The 20,367-nt window shown below is 68.7% G+C and carries 11 protein-coding genes; 5 read left to right on the top strand and 6 right to left on the bottom strand.

Annotated elements, in window-relative coordinates:
* Positions 1 to 3 precede the first annotated feature (3 nt).
* Together ACTJI4_RS17355 and ACTJI4_RS17350 are read right to left on the bottom strand one after the other, a co-directional pair.
* Positions 4 to 1,002 (bottom strand): alpha/beta fold hydrolase, encoded by a 999-nt coding sequence (locus ACTJI4_RS17355; protein ID WP_440870058.1) that lies wholly within the window; start codon positions 1,000 to 1,002, stop codon positions 4 to 6.
* Between the two features lie 49 nt (positions 1,003 to 1,051).
* Positions 1,052 to 2,434 (bottom strand): L-serine ammonia-lyase, encoded by a 1,383-nt coding sequence (locus ACTJI4_RS17350; protein WP_068853685.1) that lies wholly within the window; start codon positions 2,432 to 2,434, stop codon positions 1,052 to 1,054.
* 86 nt (positions 2,435 to 2,520) lie between these two features.
* On the opposite strand from ACTJI4_RS17350, the gene ACTJI4_RS17345 reads away from it, so the two are divergent.
* Positions 2,521 to 2,748 carry a glutaredoxin family protein gene (locus ACTJI4_RS17345; RefSeq protein ID WP_392920977.1) on the top strand — a complete coding sequence of 76 codons (228 nt, stop codon included), beginning with the start codon at positions 2,521 to 2,523 and terminating at the stop codon, positions 2,746 to 2,748.
* 45 nt (positions 2,749 to 2,793) lie between these two features.
* On the opposite strand, the gene ACTJI4_RS17340 is transcribed toward ACTJI4_RS17345, so the two are convergent.
* From ACTJI4_RS17340 to ACTJI4_RS17330, 3 genes are read right to left on the bottom strand one after another with little or no spacing between them, the layout of a single operon-like run.
* A complete protein-coding gene (locus ACTJI4_RS17340) occupies positions 2,794 to 3,369 on the bottom strand; it encodes a YceI family protein (protein ID WP_392920655.1) in 576 nt (191 codons plus the stop codon).
* A gap of 2 nt (positions 3,370 to 3,371) precedes the next feature.
* The gene (locus tag ACTJI4_RS17335) at positions 3,372 to 3,944 is read right to left on the bottom strand and encodes a cytochrome b (RefSeq protein WP_392920652.1); all 573 of its coding nucleotides are present in this window, start codon (positions 3,942 to 3,944) and stop codon (positions 3,372 to 3,374) included.
* On the bottom strand, positions 3,941 to 4,639 hold the full coding sequence (locus ACTJI4_RS17330) for a YceI family protein (RefSeq protein WP_392920648.1): 699 nt from the start codon (positions 4,637 to 4,639) through the stop codon (positions 3,941 to 3,943). The genes ACTJI4_RS17335 and ACTJI4_RS17330 overlap by 4 nt, the downstream gene beginning before the upstream one ends.
* Positions 4,640 to 4,781: 142 nt before the next feature.
* On the opposite strand from ACTJI4_RS17330, the gene ACTJI4_RS17325 reads away from it, so the two are divergent.
* From ACTJI4_RS17325 to ACTJI4_RS17310, 4 genes are all read left to right on the top strand, one after another.
* Complete coding sequence (locus ACTJI4_RS17325) at positions 4,782 to 8,360, top strand: ATP-binding protein (RefSeq protein ID WP_440870057.1); 3,579 nt, start codon at positions 4,782 to 4,784, stop codon at positions 8,358 to 8,360.
* A 137-nt stretch (positions 8,361 to 8,497) separates the two neighbouring features.
* Positions 8,498 to 12,004: an ATP-binding protein gene (locus ACTJI4_RS17320; protein ID WP_440870056.1), complete on the top strand. Its 3,507-nt coding sequence runs from the start codon at positions 8,498 to 8,500 to the stop codon at positions 12,002 to 12,004.
* Entirely contained in the window at positions 12,001 to 15,186 is a 3,186-nt protein-coding gene (locus ACTJI4_RS17315; protein ID WP_440870055.1) for a hybrid sensor histidine kinase/response regulator, read from the top strand. Before ACTJI4_RS17320 ends, ACTJI4_RS17315 begins: the two co-directional genes overlap by 4 nt.
* Before the next feature lie 128 nt (positions 15,187 to 15,314).
* A complete protein-coding gene (locus ACTJI4_RS17310; protein WP_440870054.1) occupies positions 15,315 to 18,836 on the top strand; it encodes an ATP-binding protein in 3,522 nt (1,173 codons plus the stop codon).
* A 49-nt stretch (positions 18,837 to 18,885) separates the two neighbouring features.
* Here ACTJI4_RS17310 and mdtD read toward each other — a convergent pair whose 3' ends face one another.
* On the bottom strand, positions 18,886 to 20,289 hold the full coding sequence (gene mdtD, locus ACTJI4_RS17305; protein WP_392920633.1) for a multidrug transporter subunit MdtD: 1,404 nt from the start codon (positions 20,287 to 20,289) through the stop codon (positions 18,886 to 18,888).
* Positions 20,290 to 20,367 lie beyond the last annotated feature (78 nt).

Here is a 20,367-nt window from a genome sequence, read left to right as displayed (position 1 = left end):
AGGTCAGACTCCTTTCAACGCCTTCAACAAGGCGGCGTTGAACCGCTCCGGATCCTGCACCTGTGGCGAATGCCCCAGGTCGTCGAAGCTCACCAGGGTCGCGCCGGGAATGGCGGCAGTGGCGGCCTTGCCCAGCGCCGGGTAGTCGCCCAGTGTGGCCTTCAACGCGGGTGAGGCCAGGTCGCGGCCAATCGCGGTGCGGTCCTTCTGGCCGATGAAGAACGTGGTGGGAACCCGCACGTTGGGCAGTTCGTATACCACCGGCTGGTTGAACACCATGTCCGAGGTCAGCGCCTGGCTCCAGGCCACGGCCTGCTTGCCGGGGCCCGCATACATGCCGGCCTGCATCCGTGCCCAATGCTCGTACTCGGGCGTCCATTGGCCGCTGTAGTAGACGTCAAGCTGGTACTTCTTGATGCTCTCGAAACTGGTGTTCAGTTCGTTGGCATACCACGCATCCACGCTGCGCCACGGCACGCCCTTGGCCTTCCAGTCTTCCAGCCCGATCGGATTGACCAGTGCCAGCTGGCGCAGCTGCTGCGGATACATCAACGCGAACCGCGTGGCCAGCATGCCGCCCATGGAATGGCCGACCAGGTCGACCTTGCTGCTGTCCAGCTTGAGGTGGGCCAGCAGCGCTTCGGTATTGGCGGCCAGCTGGCCAAACGAGTACTGGTAGCGCAGCGGCTTGCTGGACTTGCAGAAGCCGATCTGGTCCGGGGCGATCACCCGGTAGCCGGCAGCGCTCAACGCCTTGATCGTGTCGCGCCAGGTGCCCGCGCAGAAGTTCTTGCCATGCAGCAGCACCACGGTGCCGGCCATCGGCACCCCTTCCGGCGGAACGTCCAGATAGACCATTTCCAGCGGCTGGCGCTGCGAATCGAAGCTGAAGGTCTTGACCGGCCAGCCGTAGTCGAAGGCCTGCAGGCGCGCATCGTAGGTGTCGGCGGCGAACGAGGTCAGGGGCAGGCAGGCAAGCAGGGCGGCGGCCAGGATGCGCATGGCGGTCTCCGGTAGGGGGAGCCCCGAGGATAACCGCCCGCGCGGCCGATCAGCACTCGATGACGTTGACCGCCAAGCCGCCGCGGCTGGTTTCCTTGTACTTGTCCTGCATGTCGCGGCCGGTATCGCGCATGGTCTTGATGACCTTGTCCAGCGACACCTTGTGCTTGCCGTCACCGCGCATGGCCATGCGCGAGGCGTTGATCGCCTTCACCGCGCCCATCGCATTGCGCTCGATGCAGGGGATCTGCACCAGCCCGCCGATCGGGTCGCAGGTCAGGCCCAGGTTGTGCTCCATGCCGATCTCGGCGGCGTTCTCGATCTGGCTGGGGTTGCCCCCCAGCGCCGCGACCAGGCCACCGGCGGCCATCGAACAGGCCACGCCCACTTCACCCTGGCAGCCGACCTCGGCACCGGAAATCGAGGCGTTTTCCTTGTACAGGATGCCGATCGCGGCCGAGGTCAGCAGGAAATCGAACACGCGCTGCTCGTTGGCACCGGGGCAGAACCGGTCGAAGTAATGCAGCACCGCCGGCAGCACGCCCGCCGCGCCGTTGGTCGGCGCAGTGACCACGCGGCCACCGGCGGCATTCTCTTCGTTGACCGCCAGGGCGTACAGGTTCACCCAGTCCAGCGTGGTGAGCGGATCGCGCATGGCCGCTTCCGGCTTGGACGACAGCTCACGGTACAGCGCCGGGGCGCGGCGCGACACATGCAGGCCGCCGGGCAGGGTGCCTTCCTGGCGGATGCCGCGGGCGCAGCACTGCTGCATGGCGTCCCAGATTTCGCGCAGCTGGTCGCGGATCTCGTCCTCGCTGCGCCAGCACTTCTCGTTCTCGAACATGAGCTGGGCAATGCTCAGGCCACTGCGCGCGGTCTGCGCCAGCAGTTCGTCGCCGCTCTTGAACGGGTAGGGCAGCGGGGTTTCATCGGGCACGATGCGGTCATCGGCCGCGTCATCCTGGTTGACTACGAAGCCACCCCCCACCGAGTAGTAGTCGCGCGTGGCGATCACCTGGTCCTGCGCGTCGTACGCGGTAAAGCGCATGCCATTGGTGTGGTAGGGCAGCTTCTGGCGCTTGTTCAGGCCCAGGTCGCGCTTCTCGTCGAAGGCGATCTCATGGGTGCCCATCAGCCGGATGCGCTTGCTGCTGCGGATCCGCTCCAGCGTGCCGGGAATGATGTCCGGATCGATCAGGTTCGGGCGCTGGCCTTCCAGGCCCAGCAGCACGGCCTTGTCAGTACCATGGCCGCGGCCGGTCAACGCCAGTGAGCCATAGACGTCGGCGCGGATGCGCACCACATCCTGCAGGCAGCCCGGGTCCAGCAGCCAGCGGTGCACGAAGCGTTCGGCGGCCTTCATCGGTCCTACGGTGTGCGAGGAGCTCGGGCCAATGCCGATCTTGAAAACGTCGAACGTGCTGACAGCCATGAGTGCCAAACTGCGGGTATCGGATGGAGCACTATTCTATGCTGTCCGCGCCCGCCACCCTGGCTGCAACGCAACATATCGACCTTATGTTCATCCTTTACCAGCGCGATGACTGCCACCTCTGCGACCGGGCCCTCACAGTCCTGGCCCAGGCCCGGGTTTCCGGGCTGGACAGTGTGTTCATCGACGATGACGCGGCCCTGGAGGCCCGCTACGGCAGCCGCGTCCCGGTACTGCGCGACGGGCAGGGCCGGGAGCTGGACTGGCCCTTCGATGCCGCCACCCTGTCGGCCTGGATGAGCAACCACCGGTAGCGCCGGCGGTTGGCCGGCACCACGGACTGTCCCTCGACCAGGCAGTTACTTCGCCTGGAGCTTGACCACGGTGCTGATCGCGGTGTCATCCGGAATGGTCTTGGTGTCCTTCCAGTCGTCACCGCCGCCAACACCGAAGTCCAGGCGCTTGACCGTGGCCTTGCCGGTCAGCACCGGGTTGGCACCGGGCTTCCACTCGAAGGTGAAGATGACCGGCTTGCTCACCCCGCGCAGCGCCAGCGTGCCATTGGCCACGTACTTGTTGTCGCCGGTCTTGGTGAAGCCCTTTGCGGTGTACGTCGCGGTGGCGAACTTGGCCACGTTGAAGAACTCTGCCCCCTGCAGGGTGGAATCGCGGTCGCTGTTGCCGGACGTTGCCTTGGCCAGCGGAATGGTCACGTCCAGCGTACCGGCGGCCGGGTTGGCCGGATCGAAGCTGACCTTGGTCGAGAAGCCGGGGAAGCTGCCCGCGAACACTTCACCGTCGTACTTGGTGGCGAAGGCCAGGTGCGAGCCGGGGCCGGGCGCCTGCACGTAATCGGCGGCCAGCACCGGCGCGGTGGCCATCAGGCCGGCCAGCGCGGCAGCCACGGCGGCGGGGGAAGTGAGCTTGATGTTCATCGTCAGTCCTTCTGGGGGGAGGCGAGCCAACCCTGCGGCAGCATGCGCGCAAGCGTGGCGTCGCGTTGGAAAAGGTGGTGGTACAGCGCGGCGCCGGCATGCGCGACCACCACGGCGATCAGCAGCCAGAAGCCCCACTCATGGATGGCATGGGAGATGTCGCGCGCATCAGCGCTGGGGGCGACCAGCTTGGGTACGTCGACCAGCCCGAACCAGCGGAACGGCCGCAGGCCGCTGGCCGAATCGTAGATCCAGCCGGACAGCGGCAGCGCGAACATCAGCACGTACAGCAGCCAGTGGGTGGCGGAGGCGATGCGTTCCTGCCAGGTCGGCGTGCCGGGCACCGGTTCGGGCGCGCCCGCGTACAGGCGCCAGCCCAGGCGCAGCGCCACCAATGCAAGCACCGTGATGCCCAGCGATTTGTGCGCGGTGTAGACCCAGAAATACTTCGGGGTGCGCGGCAGTTCGCCCATGGTCAGGCCGACGATGCCCAGCAGCAGGATGAGCAGGGCGATCAGCCAGTGCAGGGCTTGGCTGACACCGCCCCAGCGGTCATGGGTATTTCGGGTGGTCATGGCGAGCGCTTCCGGGCTGGCGAAGGAGATGGGGTGTCCGAGCCGTCGATCGGGTCGGGAGTTCCCGGTTCGCCGACGGACGGTGTGTCCTGCGGATCGGTGGCGCCGCGGTCGCGCAGGGCCTCCGCTTCGATGCGCAGCTGGACCTGGTCGCCGATCATCGACGGCCACGCATCCACGCCGAACGCACTGCGGCTGAGCGTGGCGGTGGCGGAAAAGCCAGCAGTGCGGCGGAACGGAGGCATCGGGTGGCGCTTGACCGCGTTGAGCGTGACATCGAGCGCCACTTCGCGGCTCACGCCACGCAGGGTCAATTCGCCGATCACCCGTGCATGGGTGGCGTCCACCGGCTCGATGCGGGTGGAAACAAAACGCGCCTCGGGATGGCGTTCGGCGTCGAGCAGATTGCGCGCCAGGGCAGCCTTGTTCCATTTGTCATCGCCAAGATCCAGGCGTTGCAGCGGCACGCTGACCGTCAGCGCGGCGCTGGTCCAGTCGTCGGGATCGAAGGAAAGCACGCCTTCGCTGCCCGATACCGTGCCCAACGCCTGCGAGAAACCCGCATGCTCGACCGCAAACAGCACCCGCGTATGCACCGGGTCGAGGCGGTAGGTGTCAGGCGCAGCGCTCACCGCCCAGGGGGCGGTGCACAACATCAGGGCAAGGGTCAGGCGCTTGGTCACGGCCGGCTCCATTCAGGGCTGGGCCGATCATACGCGCTGGTCCGTGATGCCTGGCAGCACCATGGCTGCAACAGATCGTGGTGCGCGCCATGGGCTGCGGCGGGGGCGCTGTGCAGCGCACTGTGTGACAATCCCGGGCAACAGGGAGAACTCGATGGCGTTCAGCACGCGCGGTTGGCGGGCAGGCATCGTGCTGCTGGCACTGGCGTTGTATGGGGTGCCGACGGCGTTGTGGGCCGCAGGGACATCGGCAGAGACACCGCGCATGCGCCGCCTTGGTGCTGCCGAAGGCATGCCCTCACGCATGGTGCTGGCGCTGGCGCAGGACCGGCAGGGCTATATCTGGGCCGCCACCGATGATGGCCTGGCCCGCATCGACGGCGTCGGTCTGCGGGTCTGGCGCAATGAACCCGACGATCCCGGCTCCTTGCCCGGCAACGAGATCGAAACACTGCTGGTCGATCCGCTTGATCGGGTCTGGGTGGGCAGCAACGGCGCTGGCCTGAGCGTGCTCGGACCGGGCCGCGAACGCTTCGAACGGTTTCCCGACCTCAGCGAGCGGTGCGAGGGGCAGTTCTGGTCGCTGGCGTACGCGGGCAAGGCGCTGTGGATCGGTACCAATCGCCATGGCATCTGCCGGCGGGAGGAAGACGGAACGCTGGTGCGCTACCAGGCCAATGCCGCCGATCCAGCCGCGCTCCCCGACGACACCATCTACAGCCTGCTGTCCGATCCGCAGGGACGTGTCTGGGTGGGCACCGGAAGTGGCGTGGCGCGCTGGGATGGGCGTGGCTTCACCCGGATCGCCCCGGCTGTGCTCGGGGGGAAAAGCGTGTTCCGGTTGAGCCGTGACCCCGATGGCACCGTCTGGGCCGGTACCGAAGGGGGGCTGTTCCGGATCGACAGCGATGGCAGCGCCCGCCCGGCACCGTGGACGCTTGGCGCCGACGTGCGCGCCGCATCGGTGGTGCATGACCGGAACGGCGGGTATTGGCTGGGCACGGCCGACGGTCTGTACCGCGGCGACGAAACACAGCTGCGGCTTCTGGCCGGCGATGCCGGAAGTGGTTTCCTCACCGAGCGCAGCGGCGTGCTGGACATGCTGCAGGACCATGAAGGCGGCCTGTGGGTGGCCATGCTGACCCAGGGGCTGGCCTACCTCCCTCCGGACTGGAAGCGTTTCTCCACCTGGTACCAGCTTGATGGCAAGCCATTGGACAGCGTGTACCTGCTCGGCGCTGCCGCGGCAGGCAACGACTACTACGTGGCCGGGGCGCATGGTGTGTACCGGTTGGACGCCGGCGGGCGCCTGCGCCAGATCGCCACGGACAAACAGCTCGGCGTGGGTGCGGTCTGGTCGGTGTCCGCGCGCGCCGATGGTGCGCTCTGGCTCGGTCGGGCCGGAAGGCTGGGGCTGTTCCAGCCCCGCACCGGACAGCTGCGCGAGTGGAAAATCGGGGGCGGCGCGGATGTCCGCCAACGCATCGATCTGATCCGTGAAGCGCCCAATGGCGACCTGTGGCTGTCGATCATGAACTACGGGGTGCAGCGGCGTGACGGGCAGGGCAACCTGCTTGATGACATCCGCATCGGTGACGGCCGCGGTCTGGTCGAGGTGCCGGTGGAGCAGATGCTGTTCGACCCGCGCGGCCAGCTGTGGATCATGGGTGACATGGGCGAGCTGGGATTGCTGCGCTGGCAGGAAGATCGGTTCGAACGGGTGCCGGGCATCACACCCGGCAACATCTACGACATGGCCTGGTCCGGCCCCGATGAGGTCTGGATGGCGCGCAAGGGCAGCCTGGAGCGCTACCACTGGGACGGGCTGAGCATGACCCTGCGCGAGCGCGTCGGGGCTGCGCAGGGCATGCCACCCGTGTCCGTGGGCGGGCTGATCCTGGGCCGCGACGGCCAGGTCTGGGCCACCACGCCGCGAGGCCTGGTGTGCTGGCATTCGCGCGAGCGCCGCCTGCGCCTGTACGGCGAACGCGACGGACTGCCCGACAGCGAATTCAGTGGACGTCCGCCGGTGGCCGCAGCCGATGGCCGGGCACTGGCGGTCACCGCCACGGGCCTGGTGGGGTTCGACCCCAACGCAGCAGACAGCGTGCTGCCGCCGTCGCAGCTGGTCATCGACAACATCCAGGTGCGCCGCGATGACGCCGAAGGCCAGCAGTCGCTGCCGGTCAATGCGCCACTGGTGCTGGGCCCGGGGGACCGCGACCTGATCATTTCGGCGCGCCTGCTGTCATATGCCAGCCCGATGGGCAACCGCTACCGCTACCGCGTGTCCGGTTACGACCAGAACTGGGTGATGCAGAATGCCGATGGCGAACGGCTGTTGTCGCGGCTGCCATCGGGCCAGTACGCCATCGACGTGCAGGCAGCGACCGCGCATGGAGAGTGGACACCGTCACGCACGATCAGTGTGCAGGTGCAGCCACCGTGGTGGCGCAGCAGCTGGGCCATCCTGGGCTACGTGATGCTGTGGCTGCTGCTGGTGGCAGCGGTGGCGGCGTTTGCCCGCGCCCGGCTGCGGCGCCGCCAGCAATGGCAGCTGACCGTGCACAAACAGCAGATCGCCGAACAGGCTTCCCAGGCCAAGAGCCGGTTCCTTGCCACGCTCGGCCATGAGGTGCGCACACCGATGACGGGGGTGCTGGGCATGAGCGAGCTGCTGCTGGCCACCCCGCTGGATGAGCTGCAGCGCGGCTACGCCGCGTCCATCCAGCACGCCGGCACCCATCTGTTGCGGCTGGTGAATGACGCCCTGGACCTGGCCCGGATCGAAGCGGGTCGGCTCGAACTGGACATCCGACCGTTTGACCTGATGTCGATGCTGGCCCAGGTCGAAACCCTCATGGAGCCGATGGCGCATCACCGCGGGTTGGCGTTCGAACGCAGCTTCAACCTGTCCGGCCCGGTGCAGGTCAGCGGCGACGAGATGCGCGTGCGCCAGATCCTGATGAACCTGCTCGGCAACGCGATCAAGTTCACCGAACACGGCCACGTCGGTCTGGGTGTCGAGCTGGTGCCGGGAGGCAGCGGTATTGCCCTGGAGGTCACCGACACCGGGCCGGGCATCAACGAAGACCAGCAGCAGCGTCTGTTCCACCGTTTCGAACAGGCGGACGGCCCGCGTACGGCGTCCCGCTATGGTGGCAGTGGCCTGGGCCTGGCGATCTGCCAGGAGCTTGCCGTGGCAATGGGCGGACGCATCGCCATCGACAGCCAACCCGGACAGGGCGCCCGCTTCACCGTGCACCTGCCGCTGCCGTGGAGTGAGCGCCAGGGTGCCGCTCCGCATGCGCCGCCGCATGGCGCGCCGATTGCGCTGCCGCCGCTGCGGATACTGCTGGTGGAAGATGATGCCACCGTGGCCGATGTCATCGCCGGCCTCCTGCAGGCCCGCGGACACAGTGTCGTGCATGCCCTGCATGGGCTGGCGGCATTGTCGGAAGTAGCTGCCGGACGTTTCGATGTCGGCCTGCTTGATCTGGACCTGCCCGCGCTGGACGGCATCGCCATCGCCGGGCAGCTGCGCGCGATGGGCTACGCGCTGCCGCTGATCGCGGTGACGGCACGTTCCGATGCCTACGCCGAGCAACAGGTCCTGGCAGCCGGGTTTGATGGCTTCCTGCGCAAGCCGGTGACCGGCGATCTGCTGGTGGCGGCGATCTCGCAGGCGTTCGCCAGCCGCCGAAGCCCGTCGGGGACAGCGGCCGCTCCATAGGCTGCGTATCAGAAATCAGCAAAATCAATCCAAAGTTTGATTCGCCGCTCTGTGACGTATTTACGGGTGCGCGGATGCGCCCTGGTCGCGATGGCCCTACCGTGGCCGCAATGAGAACGATGACGTTGCGGTAGACGGTGACGCCTCCGCGAGAGGCCCTGCGCGGGCAGACCGTAGCGTTGCTGCTGGCCTTGCTGATGTGGCCGGCAGCGAGCCTTGCGGGTGTCGTACATGTGCCCTCGCCACGCCTGCTGGGCATGGCCGACGGCCTGCACGAGCCCTCTGTGCGTGAAATCGCCGAAGACGCGTCGGGCTATCTGTGGCTGGCGGGCAGCGACGGGCTGATGCGTTTCGATGGACAGCAGTACCGGCTCTGGCGGCTCGAAGAAGGCTTGCCGGACCTGGACCTGCGCGCGTTGCACGTGGATGCCGTCGACCGGTTGTGGGTGGGAACGGCCACCGTGGGGCTGGTCATGATGGGCGCTGATCGCGGTGGCTTCCAGCGGCTGCCGGCATCGGCCCCTTCGGCGCTGCGACAAGGCCCGGTGCGCCAGATACGCAGCAGCGGCGATGGCCGGGTCTGGGCCATTGGCAGCGACCGTCAGCTCTATGGGCTGGCGCCGCACGATCCGCATTGGCAGCTGCATCGCTTTCCGCTGGAGGGGGGCGCGGTGAGGGCCCTTGCGCGGGATCACACGGGCGCATTGTGGGTGGCCCAGTCCTCGTCGCTTTGGCACTGGGAGGGCGAAGCGTTTGCGCGGGTGGCGCTGCCACCTGCATTTACCGCACCCATCCAGTCGCTCTGGGCCGACCCGCAGGGCGGGGTGGAAATCACCTCGGTACGCGGCACCTGGGCAGTGGACATGGCCGCGCGCACCGGTGTGCGGCCGGTGGGCGCCCGCAGCGTGCTGCGCAGCGCTGACGGCACGCTCTGGCAGCAGCAGGGCGCCGTGTTGCTGCGGCGGGAGTCCGGCCCGGGTGTGCCGTGGGCACTGCAGCCACCTCCGGGCAGCGCGCCGGGGCCGGTGGTGATCCGGCAGGCGCTGGAAGATCGCAACGGGGACCTGTGGTGGGTGAGTGAGCAACATGGCGTGTGGTGGCTGTCGGCGCGCTGGCGACAGTTCACGGCATTGCCCGCCGGTGCCGACGGCGGGCCGGGAATCGGCAGTCACCATGCGCTGGGCCTGGCGGCCTCGGGCATGCACCACGCCTGGATTGCTGGCAGCCGCGGGCGCCTGCAGCGTATTGACCTGCGCTCCGGACGCAGTCGTGACGTACTCAGCTACCCGCTGGGCGGCGCCGGTTCACTGCCTGTCGGCGTGGCCGAAGATGCGCAGGGACGGGTCTGGGTTGCCAGTGCCGATCGGCTGTTGCGCCATGACCCGCGTCAGCACAGCACGCGCGACTGGGCATTGGGGCTGGGTACGGAACAAGGGGCCATCACCCTGCAGATGTGCGCGCAGGGGCAGATCTGGCTGGCGCACCCGCAGGCGATCCAGCGGTGGTCCACAGACGGCGAGCGGCAGCACAGTGCGCCCCCGCAGAGCCTTGGCCTGCGGCCCCATGTGCCGGTGCGGCAGCTATTGTGCACGCGTGATGGCGAGGTGTGGGCCACTGACCCGCAAGGCGTGATGCGCTGGTCCGCCGCGCGTGAGCGCTTCGAGCGGGTGCAGGGCGACGGCGACGGACCGGTATCGGCCCTCGCCGAAAGCGACGATGGGACCCTGTGGGTCAGTCGCCCGGCGGCCCTGGAACAGTACCGTCGGGCGCAGGGGCGCCTGCATGGACTCCACCGCGTCGCCGGTGCCGAGGGCTACCCGCTGTTGCGCGCAAATGCGCTGGCGGTGGGTGCCGACGGCGTGGCGTGGGCGGGAGCCGCGCGCGGTGTGGTGCGGGTGGATCCGCATACCGGCGAGGTGGAGGTGTTGGGCACCGCGCAGGGCCTGCCCGTGCAGGAAGTGCTCCCGCACCGGTTGCTTCGGCTCGGCTCGGGTGCACTGCTGGCGGGTGTACGCGAAGGCGGCCTGCTGGCGTTCGACCCACGCGCGCTGCGTGGCCCTGCGACGGTGCCAATACTGGTGATCGATGCAATGAGCCGTCGTCGTCATGGGCGGGTGATCCAGGTGCCGATTGCGGCGCAGCCGGTCATTCTGGGCACGGGCGACCGCCATGTGCGGGTCGCCGCGAAGCTGCTCGGTCGCGGCGATCCGGATCGCATCCAGTATCACTTCCGCCTGCTGGGCCAGGACCCGTCGTGGGTCGACACCGGTCCTGTCGCGCAACGACTGTTCGCCCGGCTGCCGGCCGGTGAACACTCCCTGCTGGTAAAGGCGCGGCATGCCGGCGGTGCATGGTCGGCGGTGCGCCAGGTGCAGCTGCGCGTGGTGCCGCGATGGTGGGAAACCCCGCCGGGTCGGATCGCACTGGCTGCCGGGCTCTGCGCAGCGATCGTGGGGATAGCGCGGCTGCATCATCGACGACAGCGGCGACGCGCGCAGCGGCGGCAGGCCCGTGCCCGCCACCAGCGGGCCGAGCAGGACTCGATGCAGCGCACCCGTTTCCTGGCCGAGCTGGGACGCCAGGTGCGCGTGCCGTTGACACCGGTGCTCGGCTGGAGCGAGCTGCTGCTGCAGTCCCCGTTGTCGCCGGTGCAGCGCGAGCAGGTGGGCAGCCTTCAGCAGGCCGGTCACCACCTGTTGCAGTTGATGGACGATGCGCTGGACCTGGCAGGTATCGAATCCGGCCGCCTGCAGCTGCAACCAGCGCCCTTCGTGCTGGCCGATGTGCTACGCGAGCTGCACGCGCTGCTGCTGCCGGTGGCCCACCGCAAGGCCCTGGCACTGCACTGGACCAGTACGTTGCCGCCTGGCGCGTGCTTCCACGGCGATGTGCAGCGGCTGCGCCAGATCCTGCTGAACCTGCTCGGCAACGCCCTCAAGTTCACGGCGCACGGACAGGTCAGCCTTGGCGCGCGCAGCGCTCCGGACGATCGTGGGCTGTTGCTGTGTGTGTCAGATACCGGGCCGGGAATGAGCCCGGCGCAGCTCCGGCGGTTGTTCCAGCGATTCAGCCAGGTCGACGGCGCCGCTCCGGTCACCCACGAGGCCGGCAGCGGATTGGGACTGGCCATCAGCCGGGAGCTGGCGCACGCCATGGGAGGGCGACTGGACGTCGACAGCCAGCGCGGGCGGGGTACCCAGTTCCAGTTGATGCTGCCCTGGCCGGTGCTGCCACCGGCCGCTGCGCCGGCTACGCCGCACCCCGGCGCATCCCCTGCAGGTCCATCGCGCTCGTTGCGGGTGATGGTGCTGTTGCCCGCGGCCGAGCGCGAGGCCGTCGAGGTGATATGCGCGCTGTTGCGCTCGCACGGCCATCGGGTGGTTGCCGTGGAGGACGCAGACGCCTGGATGCGCGATGTCGATCCGGGGCCCTGGGACCTGATTGCGGCCGATCCGGACATGCTGGTGGCCGGCGGGCGAATGAGCGCGCGGCTTCCCTGGCTGTGGCCGGGGGTGCGGCGCCTGGCGCTCACGCCACGCGCGGATGCCGGCGCCGAGCGCGACGCACGGGCGGCCGGGTTCGACGGATTTCTGCGTCTGCCCGTGACCGGAGCACGCCTGGCGGCCGCCGTGGTGGTCGCATGATCGGCAGGCTGCGGACAGCTACGCGCCTGCCGCAACGCCTGATGGCGGTGGTGCTGGCGCTGCTGCTGCTTGCGGCATCGGCACGCGCGGCGGTCCCCACGGCTCTGCGTTTCACCACTGCCGATGGGCTGCCTTCCAACGCGGTGCACCAGGTGGTGGAAGATCGCGATGGCTACCTGTGGTTCGCCACCGATGACGGCCTGGCGCGTTTCGACGGCCAGCGCTTCCGGATCTGGCGCATCGAGCAGGGTCTGGCCGACAACCAGCTGCTGGCGATGGCCACGGATGCGCAGGACCGGTTGTGGCTGGGAACGGCGCAGGGCCAGCTCATGCGGATGTCGGCCGACCGCAGCCATGTCGAGCGTTTCGACAGCCGGCGTTATCCGGCCTTGGCCGGCACGTCCATCAGCGTCGTGTTGCCGGCTCCGGATGGCGTGGTGTGGTTCGGTACCCGTGATGCCGGTCTGTTCCGGCTCGGACCGGGGCATCGGCTGCGCCAGTATCTGCCTACCGCGAACGCGGACGGCCTGCCCGACCGCCGTGTCGAGCACCTGGCGCTGGCGGCCGATGGCACGCTCTGGGTCGGAACGCCGCGCGGATTGGCGCGCTGGCGGAACGGTCACTTCCTGCCGCCTCCTTCAATGCTGGCGACTGCGCCGGTCAGCGCGCTGCTGGTGGATGCGGAGCAGCGGCTGTGGGTCAGCGGCGCGGCAGGACCGTGGCGATCGTCGGATACGGGACGGCTGGAACCGGTGGATGCACCGGCTGGAACGCGTGCGCTGGGTGTGTCGCGACGCGGTGGGCCGTGGCTCGGCGAAGATGCCACGATCTGGAAGAGTGGGGCCGCGCCGCACTCCGGGTTGAGCGTGGCGCCGTTGGGCAGCAGCGACATGCCCCGGTTCCGCAGCGCCCTTGAAGATCGCCACGGCAGCGTGTGGTTGCTCGGGCGGCATCTGGGCGTTTGGCGGCTGCCACCGCATTGGCAGCACTTTGCAGCGCTTGATCAGACACCGCCTGCGATGCCGGCGGTCAGCGGGGTGCATCTGGAGCTGGATGCGCCGACGCAGCATCTGGCCTGCGCCGATGGCAGCCGGTGGCAAGTGGACGCCAGCGGAATCCGGCGATTGCCCGCAGGCGGTGCGGGTGCCCGGCAGTGGCGATGGGATGCGATCGGGCAGGCTCGTCCCCAGGGTCCGCTGGCGCTGCATTGCGATGCCGCCAATGGGGTGTGGTGGGGTGGGCGGCATGGCCTGGCGCGATGGGCCGACGGGCGCTTCGAGGCCGTTTCCGGTGTGGAAGGCGAGGTAAGTGCGCTGCATCTGGCCGCGGACGGTGCGCTGTGGGTGGCTACTCCAGGCAGGGTGCGGCGCTATCTGATCCAGGACGGCCTGGCCCGGCCGGGTGTGCAGATCGACGCACGGCAGGGGCTGCCGTCGCTCCGATTGGCGTCCTTGGCCAGCGACGTCCACGGCGCGCTGTGGGCGACCAGCGCGCGCGGCCTGTTGCGTCTTCGCCCGCGCGAGGGCCAGGTGCGGCTGTACACGCGCAGCGAAGGCGTGCCGGAGGCCGTGTTCAATGCACAGCTGCAGGCCGCTGGATCGACGATGCTGGCCGTGGATGGGCACGGACGTGCAGTGCGCTTCGATCCGACGGGACTGGCGGCATGCAGGGGCGAGCCGGCGCTGGTGGTGGAGCGCGTGCAGCTGCACCGCGACGGCAGCCTGCACCTGCTTCCGTCCGCGACGGTCCTTCCACTGCGGCCGGATGACCGGGACATCCAGGTCAGCGTCCGCCTGCTTGGCGCTCCGGTGCAGGCCCGCCAGCAGTACCGGTTCCGGCTGTGCGGCCTGGACCGGGACTGGATCCGCGTGGGCCGCAGCGGTACCCGCGGCTTCCCGCAACTGCCTCCCGGCGAGCACCGGCTGGAGTTCCAGGCACGCCTGGCCGACGGTAGCTGGTCGCCGACCCGGGCGCTGCTGCTGCAGGTGGAGCGCAGTGGCTGGCACCACCCGGTGCTGGTGGGCGCGCGGGTGACCGCCGGTGCGTTGTTGGTGGGCGGTGGGGCCTGGGCGGCGGTGCGCCGGGTCGCGCGCGGCCGACGGGCGCAGGCGTCGGCACAGCGCCTGTCGCTGCTGCTGCGCTCGGCACAGGCCAAGGCGCACTACCTGGCGACCCTGGGCCACGAAGTGCGTACACCGCTCACCGGCATCCTGGGCATGGCCGAACTGCTGCTGTCGTCGCCGCTGCACGCGGCCCAGCGGCAGCCATTGGAGCGGATACTGCAGGGCGGGCATGCGCTTCTGGAGCGGGTCAATCACGCACTGGACCAGGCGCGGCTGGAGGCCGGCTGTGCGCCCCTCCACGCTGCCGACTTCGACGTGGCGGCGGTGCACCGTCAGTGGGTGGCGCGCCAGATCGTACCGTCCTGCCGTCGGGGTACCGCGCTGGCCCTGTGCCTGCAGCTGCCCGGGGACGCACGCGCGCATGGTGATGCGCCGCGACTGGTTCAACTGCTCGACGCGGTCGCACGCGTCGTGGGCAGGCACACCGGTGCCGCGCACATGGTGTTGGAGGTGGCATGGCGGCCGGGCCGCGAGGGCCTGCTGTGGACGTTCAACGCCGGCGGCCGCGCCGCGCACCCGTCCGCGGCCGGCGTCGGCAAGGCCGTGCCTACGCCGTCGATGGCGTCCCTGCGCACGGCATTGACTGCCGCCGAACGTCTGGCCGGGGCCCTTGGCGGCACGCTGTGCGTGCACGCCCTCGGCAGCGGACGGTGGCGCGTGCAGGTGGGATTGCCGATGCCGACGGTGGCGCCGCAGCCCCGCGGCCGGGTGTTGCTGGTGGACGAAGACCGCCAGGCCGCCCGTGAGACCAGTGCGCTGCTGTCGGTGCACGGCTGCGAGCTGGTGCATGCGCCGCACGCGTTGGCCGGCCTGACCGAGCTGGCCGCAGGCCGCTTCGACCTGGTGCTGGTGGACATGGAACTGTCCGGCATCGATGGGCCGACCCTGATCGGCCTGCTGTCTGCGCGGAACGTGACCGCGCCGGTGCTGGCGCTGAGCCGGCGGTCCGCGACAGAGCTGCCTGAGCGGATTGGCGCCGTCGGCGGTGCGGGAATTCTGCCCAAGCCGGTCACCGCCACGACGCTTCGGCTGGCGCTGCAGCAGGCCGGTCTGGCCTGACGGTTCGTTCCGATCAAGCGAACCGTTTACCATCCCTCCGTAACTTGTGCCTTTTGCGACAAGTCCTGCCCGGTATGCACGTCACCGGGTGACCCAGACCCGCTCCAGGAGATTCATTGGTGTTGCCCATGCGTTGGCTGCTCCTGTTCGGGATGCTGTGGATGTGGCCGTCGCTGGCGGCCGCGCAGCCGGTCCCACCAACGCCGCGCCAGCTGACCGTATTCGATGGTCTGCCGTCCAACACCGTCAACCGCATGGCCGAAGACGGGTACGGCTACCTGTGGTTGGCCACCAACGATGGCCTGGCCCGGTTCGACGGCCGCAACTACCGTGTCTGGCGCGCAGAAGACGGCCTTCGCGACAACATGGTCTGGAGCGTGCACGTGGATGCGCGCAACCAGCTGTGGATCGGTACCGAAAATGCCGGGCTGGCGATGATGTCTGCCGACCGCCGCGAGCTGCGCTTCTTTGACCGTGCCAGCAATCCGGTGATCGGCAGCAACACGATCTGGAGCCTGGCTTCCACCGGTGACGGGGCGGTCTGGTTCGGCACCTACGAAGGCGGGCTGCACCGGCTTGACCGTAATGGCGTGATCACCCGCTTCATGCCGGAACCCGGCAACCGGCGCAGCCTGCCGGCTGCATCGGTGACGCATATGGCCACCACCCGGGACGGCAGCCTGTGGGTCGGTACCAAGGCCGGGCTGGCGCGCTGGACCGGGCGCGACTTCGAGCGGGTGCCTGCGTCCAAGCTGCCCACGCCGCTGGTCAACGGGCTGACCGCCGAACTGGATGGCAGCCTGTGGATCAGTACCAACGCAGGCACGGTGGTGCGACGGCCGGATGGCAGCTTCACTCCGGCGCCCTGGAAGGTGGACGCCGGCGACCAGGTGCTGGGCATGATGCTGCGCGATGAGCAGGGCGGGTACTGGCTCGACACCCGGTCCGGTCTTGGACGCGCCTACCAGAACCGGTTCCAGCAGGTTCCGCTTTACAGCGCGGTTGCCCGCGGCCAGGTGCGCCCCAACTGGACTGGCGCGTACGAAGATCGCGAAGGCGGCATATGGCTGGCCAGTACCAACAGTGGCCTGTGGCACCTGCTGCCGCGCTGGTGGCAGTTCTCGGTGCTGTCACGGCTGGAGGACGACCCGGCCTCGCTTCGCAACGGTTACGTGCTGGGCATGGCCGCATCGGCCAACGGTGGTGCCTGGGCCGTGGGTACCCACGGTGCACTTGACCGCTTCGATCCGGTCACCGGCCGGGTGGAACAACACCGGACCTGGGTGGATGGTGCACAATGGTTGTTGTCCGTAGTGGAAGACGCGCGCGGACACGTCTGGATCGGATCGCATGAGGCGCTGCTGCGCTACGACCCCGATACCGGGGCCCTGCAACGCTGGGGCAGCGATGCGGGCCTTGATGCGGCGATGGAGGGCGACGTGGATACGCTGATGCTCTGCGACGGCGGCAGCGTCTGGAGCGCGTCATCCGGCGGACTGCAGCAACGCAGCCTGGACGGCCGCGTACGCCAGCGGATCGCGGCCGGCACGGCAGGATTGGTGCCCGGACAGCTGGTTTTGGACCTCATGTGTGGTCCACAGGACCATCTGTGGGTGGCAACCAACCAGGGCCTGATGCAGTGGGTGCCCTCGCGTGCGCGGTTCGACGGGGTGCCGGGCGCGGCGGCCGTCGCCAGCCATGCCCTGGCGCGGGCCAACGATGGCACGGTGTGGGTATCGGAAGATGGACGGTTGATCCGCTATCGCTGGACCGGGAAGCGGCTCGCGCGGGAGGCACAGATCGGGCCCGAAGAGGGCTTCCCGCAGCTGTCGGCGACGGGATTGGTGGTTGATGCCCAGGATATCGTGTGGGCCGCCAGTTCGCGCGGCCTGATCCGCGTCGATCCCAACCAGGGCAGCGTGCGCCAGTACGGCGTACGTGATGGGCTGCCCAGCCAGGAGTTCCGCCGCGGCACGCTGGTGCGTACGGCCAGCAACCACATCGCCGGCGGGACACCGGCCGGCGTGGTGCTGTTCGATCCGGACCAGGTACGCCCGGCGACCCGGCGCGCCCCGCTGGTGATCGAGCGCGTGGAAGTGCGCCGAGGCGAGCGGGTGCTGGACCTGACCCATCTTGCCCCGCTGGAGATCGCCGATGCCGACCGCGATCTGCGCATCGTGGCGCGGCTGCTGTCCTTTGCCGACTCGTCGTCCAACAGCTATCGCTACCGCCTGGCCGGCTACGACCCGGATTGGGTGGAAGTGGGACCGGGTGGCGAGCGCGTATTCTCGCGGCTGCCGCCCGGACGTTACCGGCTTGAGGTGCAGGCACGCTCGGCCGACCTGGTCTGGTCGCGGGTACAGGTGCTTGAGTTCCGGGTAATGCCCCCCTGGTGGCGCAGCGTATCGGGGCTGCTGGTGATGACTTCGATCGCCTTGTTGCTGCTGAGCCTGTGCGCCTGGTTGTACCGCCGCCGCGTGCAACGCCGCCACGCCTACCAGCTGGCGCTACACAAGCAGGAACTGGCCGAGCAGGCATCGGCTGCCAAGACACGCTTCCTGGCCAACCTGGGCCATGAAGTGCGCACGCCCATGACCGGCGTGCTGGGCATGAGCGAGCTGCTGCTGGGGTCGCCGCTGAACGCGCAGCAGCGCAGTTACACCGAATCGATCCGGCATGCCGGCGAGCACCTGCTGCACCTGGTGAACGACGCGCTGGACCTGGCCCGGATCGAATCGGGGCGGCTGCAGCTGCAGACGCAGCCGTTTGCGCTGCAGGGCGTGATTGATGATGCCTGCACCCTGATGGCGGCGCTGGCAGAGCAGAAGGGGCTGCGCTTCGTGGTCGACAACGAACTGCCGGCCGGGCTGTGCAGCGTGGGCGATGCGGTGCGGGTGCGTCAGATCCTGCTCAACCTGCTGGGCAATGCAGTCAAATTCACCAGCAACGGCGAAGTGCGGTTGAAGGTGTATGCGCTGGCGCCGGGGCGTGGGCTGTACTTCGAGGTATCCGATACCGGGCCGGGCATCAGCAGCGACCAGCAGCAGCGCCTGTTCCGGCGCTTCGAGCAGGCCGATGGTGCGCGCACCGCCGCGCAGTACGGCGGCAGCGGCCTGGGCCTGGCGATCTGCCGCGAGCTTGCGCTGGCCATGCAGGGCCAGATCAGCGTTGAAAGCCAGCTCGGCGTGGGCACGCGCTTCAGCGTGACGTTGCCGCTGCCGCTGCAGATGGCCGATGCGACGGTCGGAAGCGCCGGCGTTGCCGAGGGCCAGCCCCTGCCGCCGCTGCGCCTGCTGCTGGTCGAGGACGACCAGACGGTGGCCAGCGTGATCATCGGCCTGCTGAGCGCGCGCGGACACGAGGTCGTGCACGCCGGGCACGCATTGGCCGCGCTGCGCGAAGTGAGCGACGCGCCGTTCGACGTGGTGCTGCTGGACCTGGACCTGCCCGGCCTGGGCGGCCTGGAACTGGCTGGACATCTGCGCAACCAGGGCTATGCGATGCCGTTGCTGGCGGTGACCGCGCGGACCGACCCGGGCATCGAACACCGGGTCCGCGAGGCGGGCTTCCAGGGCTTCCTGCGCAAGCCGGTGACCGGTGACCTGCTGGAACAGGCGATCGCGCGGGTGGTGGTGGAAGGGCGGGGGTAAAAATTTTTTAAAGGTCATCGGACCAACGGTCCGCTGCTACCGAGGTCGCCTATTCGGCGACCTCTTCCACATCGCGGGGGGAGGGGCGGGTGTCGGGCAGCTGCCAGAAGATCAGCGTGGAGGTGAGCGTGATCGCACCCACGCACACGAACGTGGCATGCAGGGCAGCGGTAGCGCCGCGCAGGGTGTCCAGATGCTCGAACGCAGCCAGCAGGCTGCCTGCAGCCGCGGCGCCGAAGCCGGTGGCCAGCATCATCACCATCGACAGCAGGCTGTTGCCCGAGCTGGCGAAATCACGGTCCAGGTCGCGCAGCGTCACGGTGTTCATTACGGTGAACTGCAGCGAATTGACTGCGCCGAATGCCGCCAGCTGCACCACGCGCAGCCCCATCGGCTGACCGGGGACCATGAAGATGAAGCTGGCCATCGCCAACCCGACCAGCACAGTGTTGACCATCAATACCCGGCGGTAGCCGAAGCGTTCCACCAGCTTGACCGCGTAGCGTTTGGACAGCATGCCGGCGGCTGCCACGGGAATCATCAGCAGCCCGGCGTTCATCGGACTCATGCCCATGCCCACCTGCAGCAACAGGGGGATCAGCAGCGGCATCGCGCTGCTGCCGATCCGCGAGAACAGGTTGCCAAGGATGCCGATGCGGTAACTGGGCACGTGGAACAGCGCCAGAGAGAACAGCGGCGCGGTGGAGTTGGCCGCATGCAGCCAGTAGCCGACCAGTGCAGCCAGTCCGGCCACGGTCATCAGCATCACCAATGCGTGCGGCGTGGCCATGCCGGAAATGCCATCCAATGCCAGTGACAGCACCACCATGCCGAATGCCAGCATCAGGTAGCCGGCGATGTCGAAGCGGGTGCGGTGTTCGGCGTAGTGGTCGGGCATGATCTTCAGCGCGGCCACGAAGCCGATCACGCCGATGGGCAGGTTGATCAGGAACACCCAGTGCCAGGACGCCACTTCCACCAGCCAGCCCCCCAGGGTCGGGCCGATCAGCGGCCCCACCAGGGCCGGGATGGCGATGAAACTCATGGCCCGCAGGAACTGCTCGCGCGAGACCGAGCGCATCACTGCCAGGCGCCCGACCGGCAGCAGCATCGCGCCACCCACGCCCTGCAGCACGCGCGCACCGACCAGCTGGTGCAGGGTCTGTGCCAGCGCGCAGGCGAGCGAGCCGAGGGTGAACAGGATGATCGCCGCCAGGAAGGTGCGGCGCGTGCCGAAGCGGTCGGCGATCCAGCCCGAGGCGGGAATGAACGTCGCCACTGCCAGCGCGTAGCTGAACACCACCGACTGCATCTGCAGCGGGCTCTCGCCGAGGCTGCGCGCCATGGCGGGCAGGGCGGTGTTTACGATGGTCGAATCCAGCATCTGCATGAAGATCGCCAGCGACACCAGCCACAACAGGGGCCGGAACGAGGCATAGCTGGGGGTCGTCATCGTGTGCACCTTCATCAACGAGGTGCACATGATCGCAGATGCGGGGCAATGCCCGGTGATGGGCACCGCGCTGGCTCG

It is taken from the genome of Stenotrophomonas sp. 22385 (genome assembly GCF_052045085.1).
Taxonomy (GTDB): Bacteria; Pseudomonadota; Gammaproteobacteria; order Xanthomonadales; family Xanthomonadaceae; genus Stenotrophomonas.
This window is presented reverse-complemented; position numbering and strand designations above follow the sequence as displayed.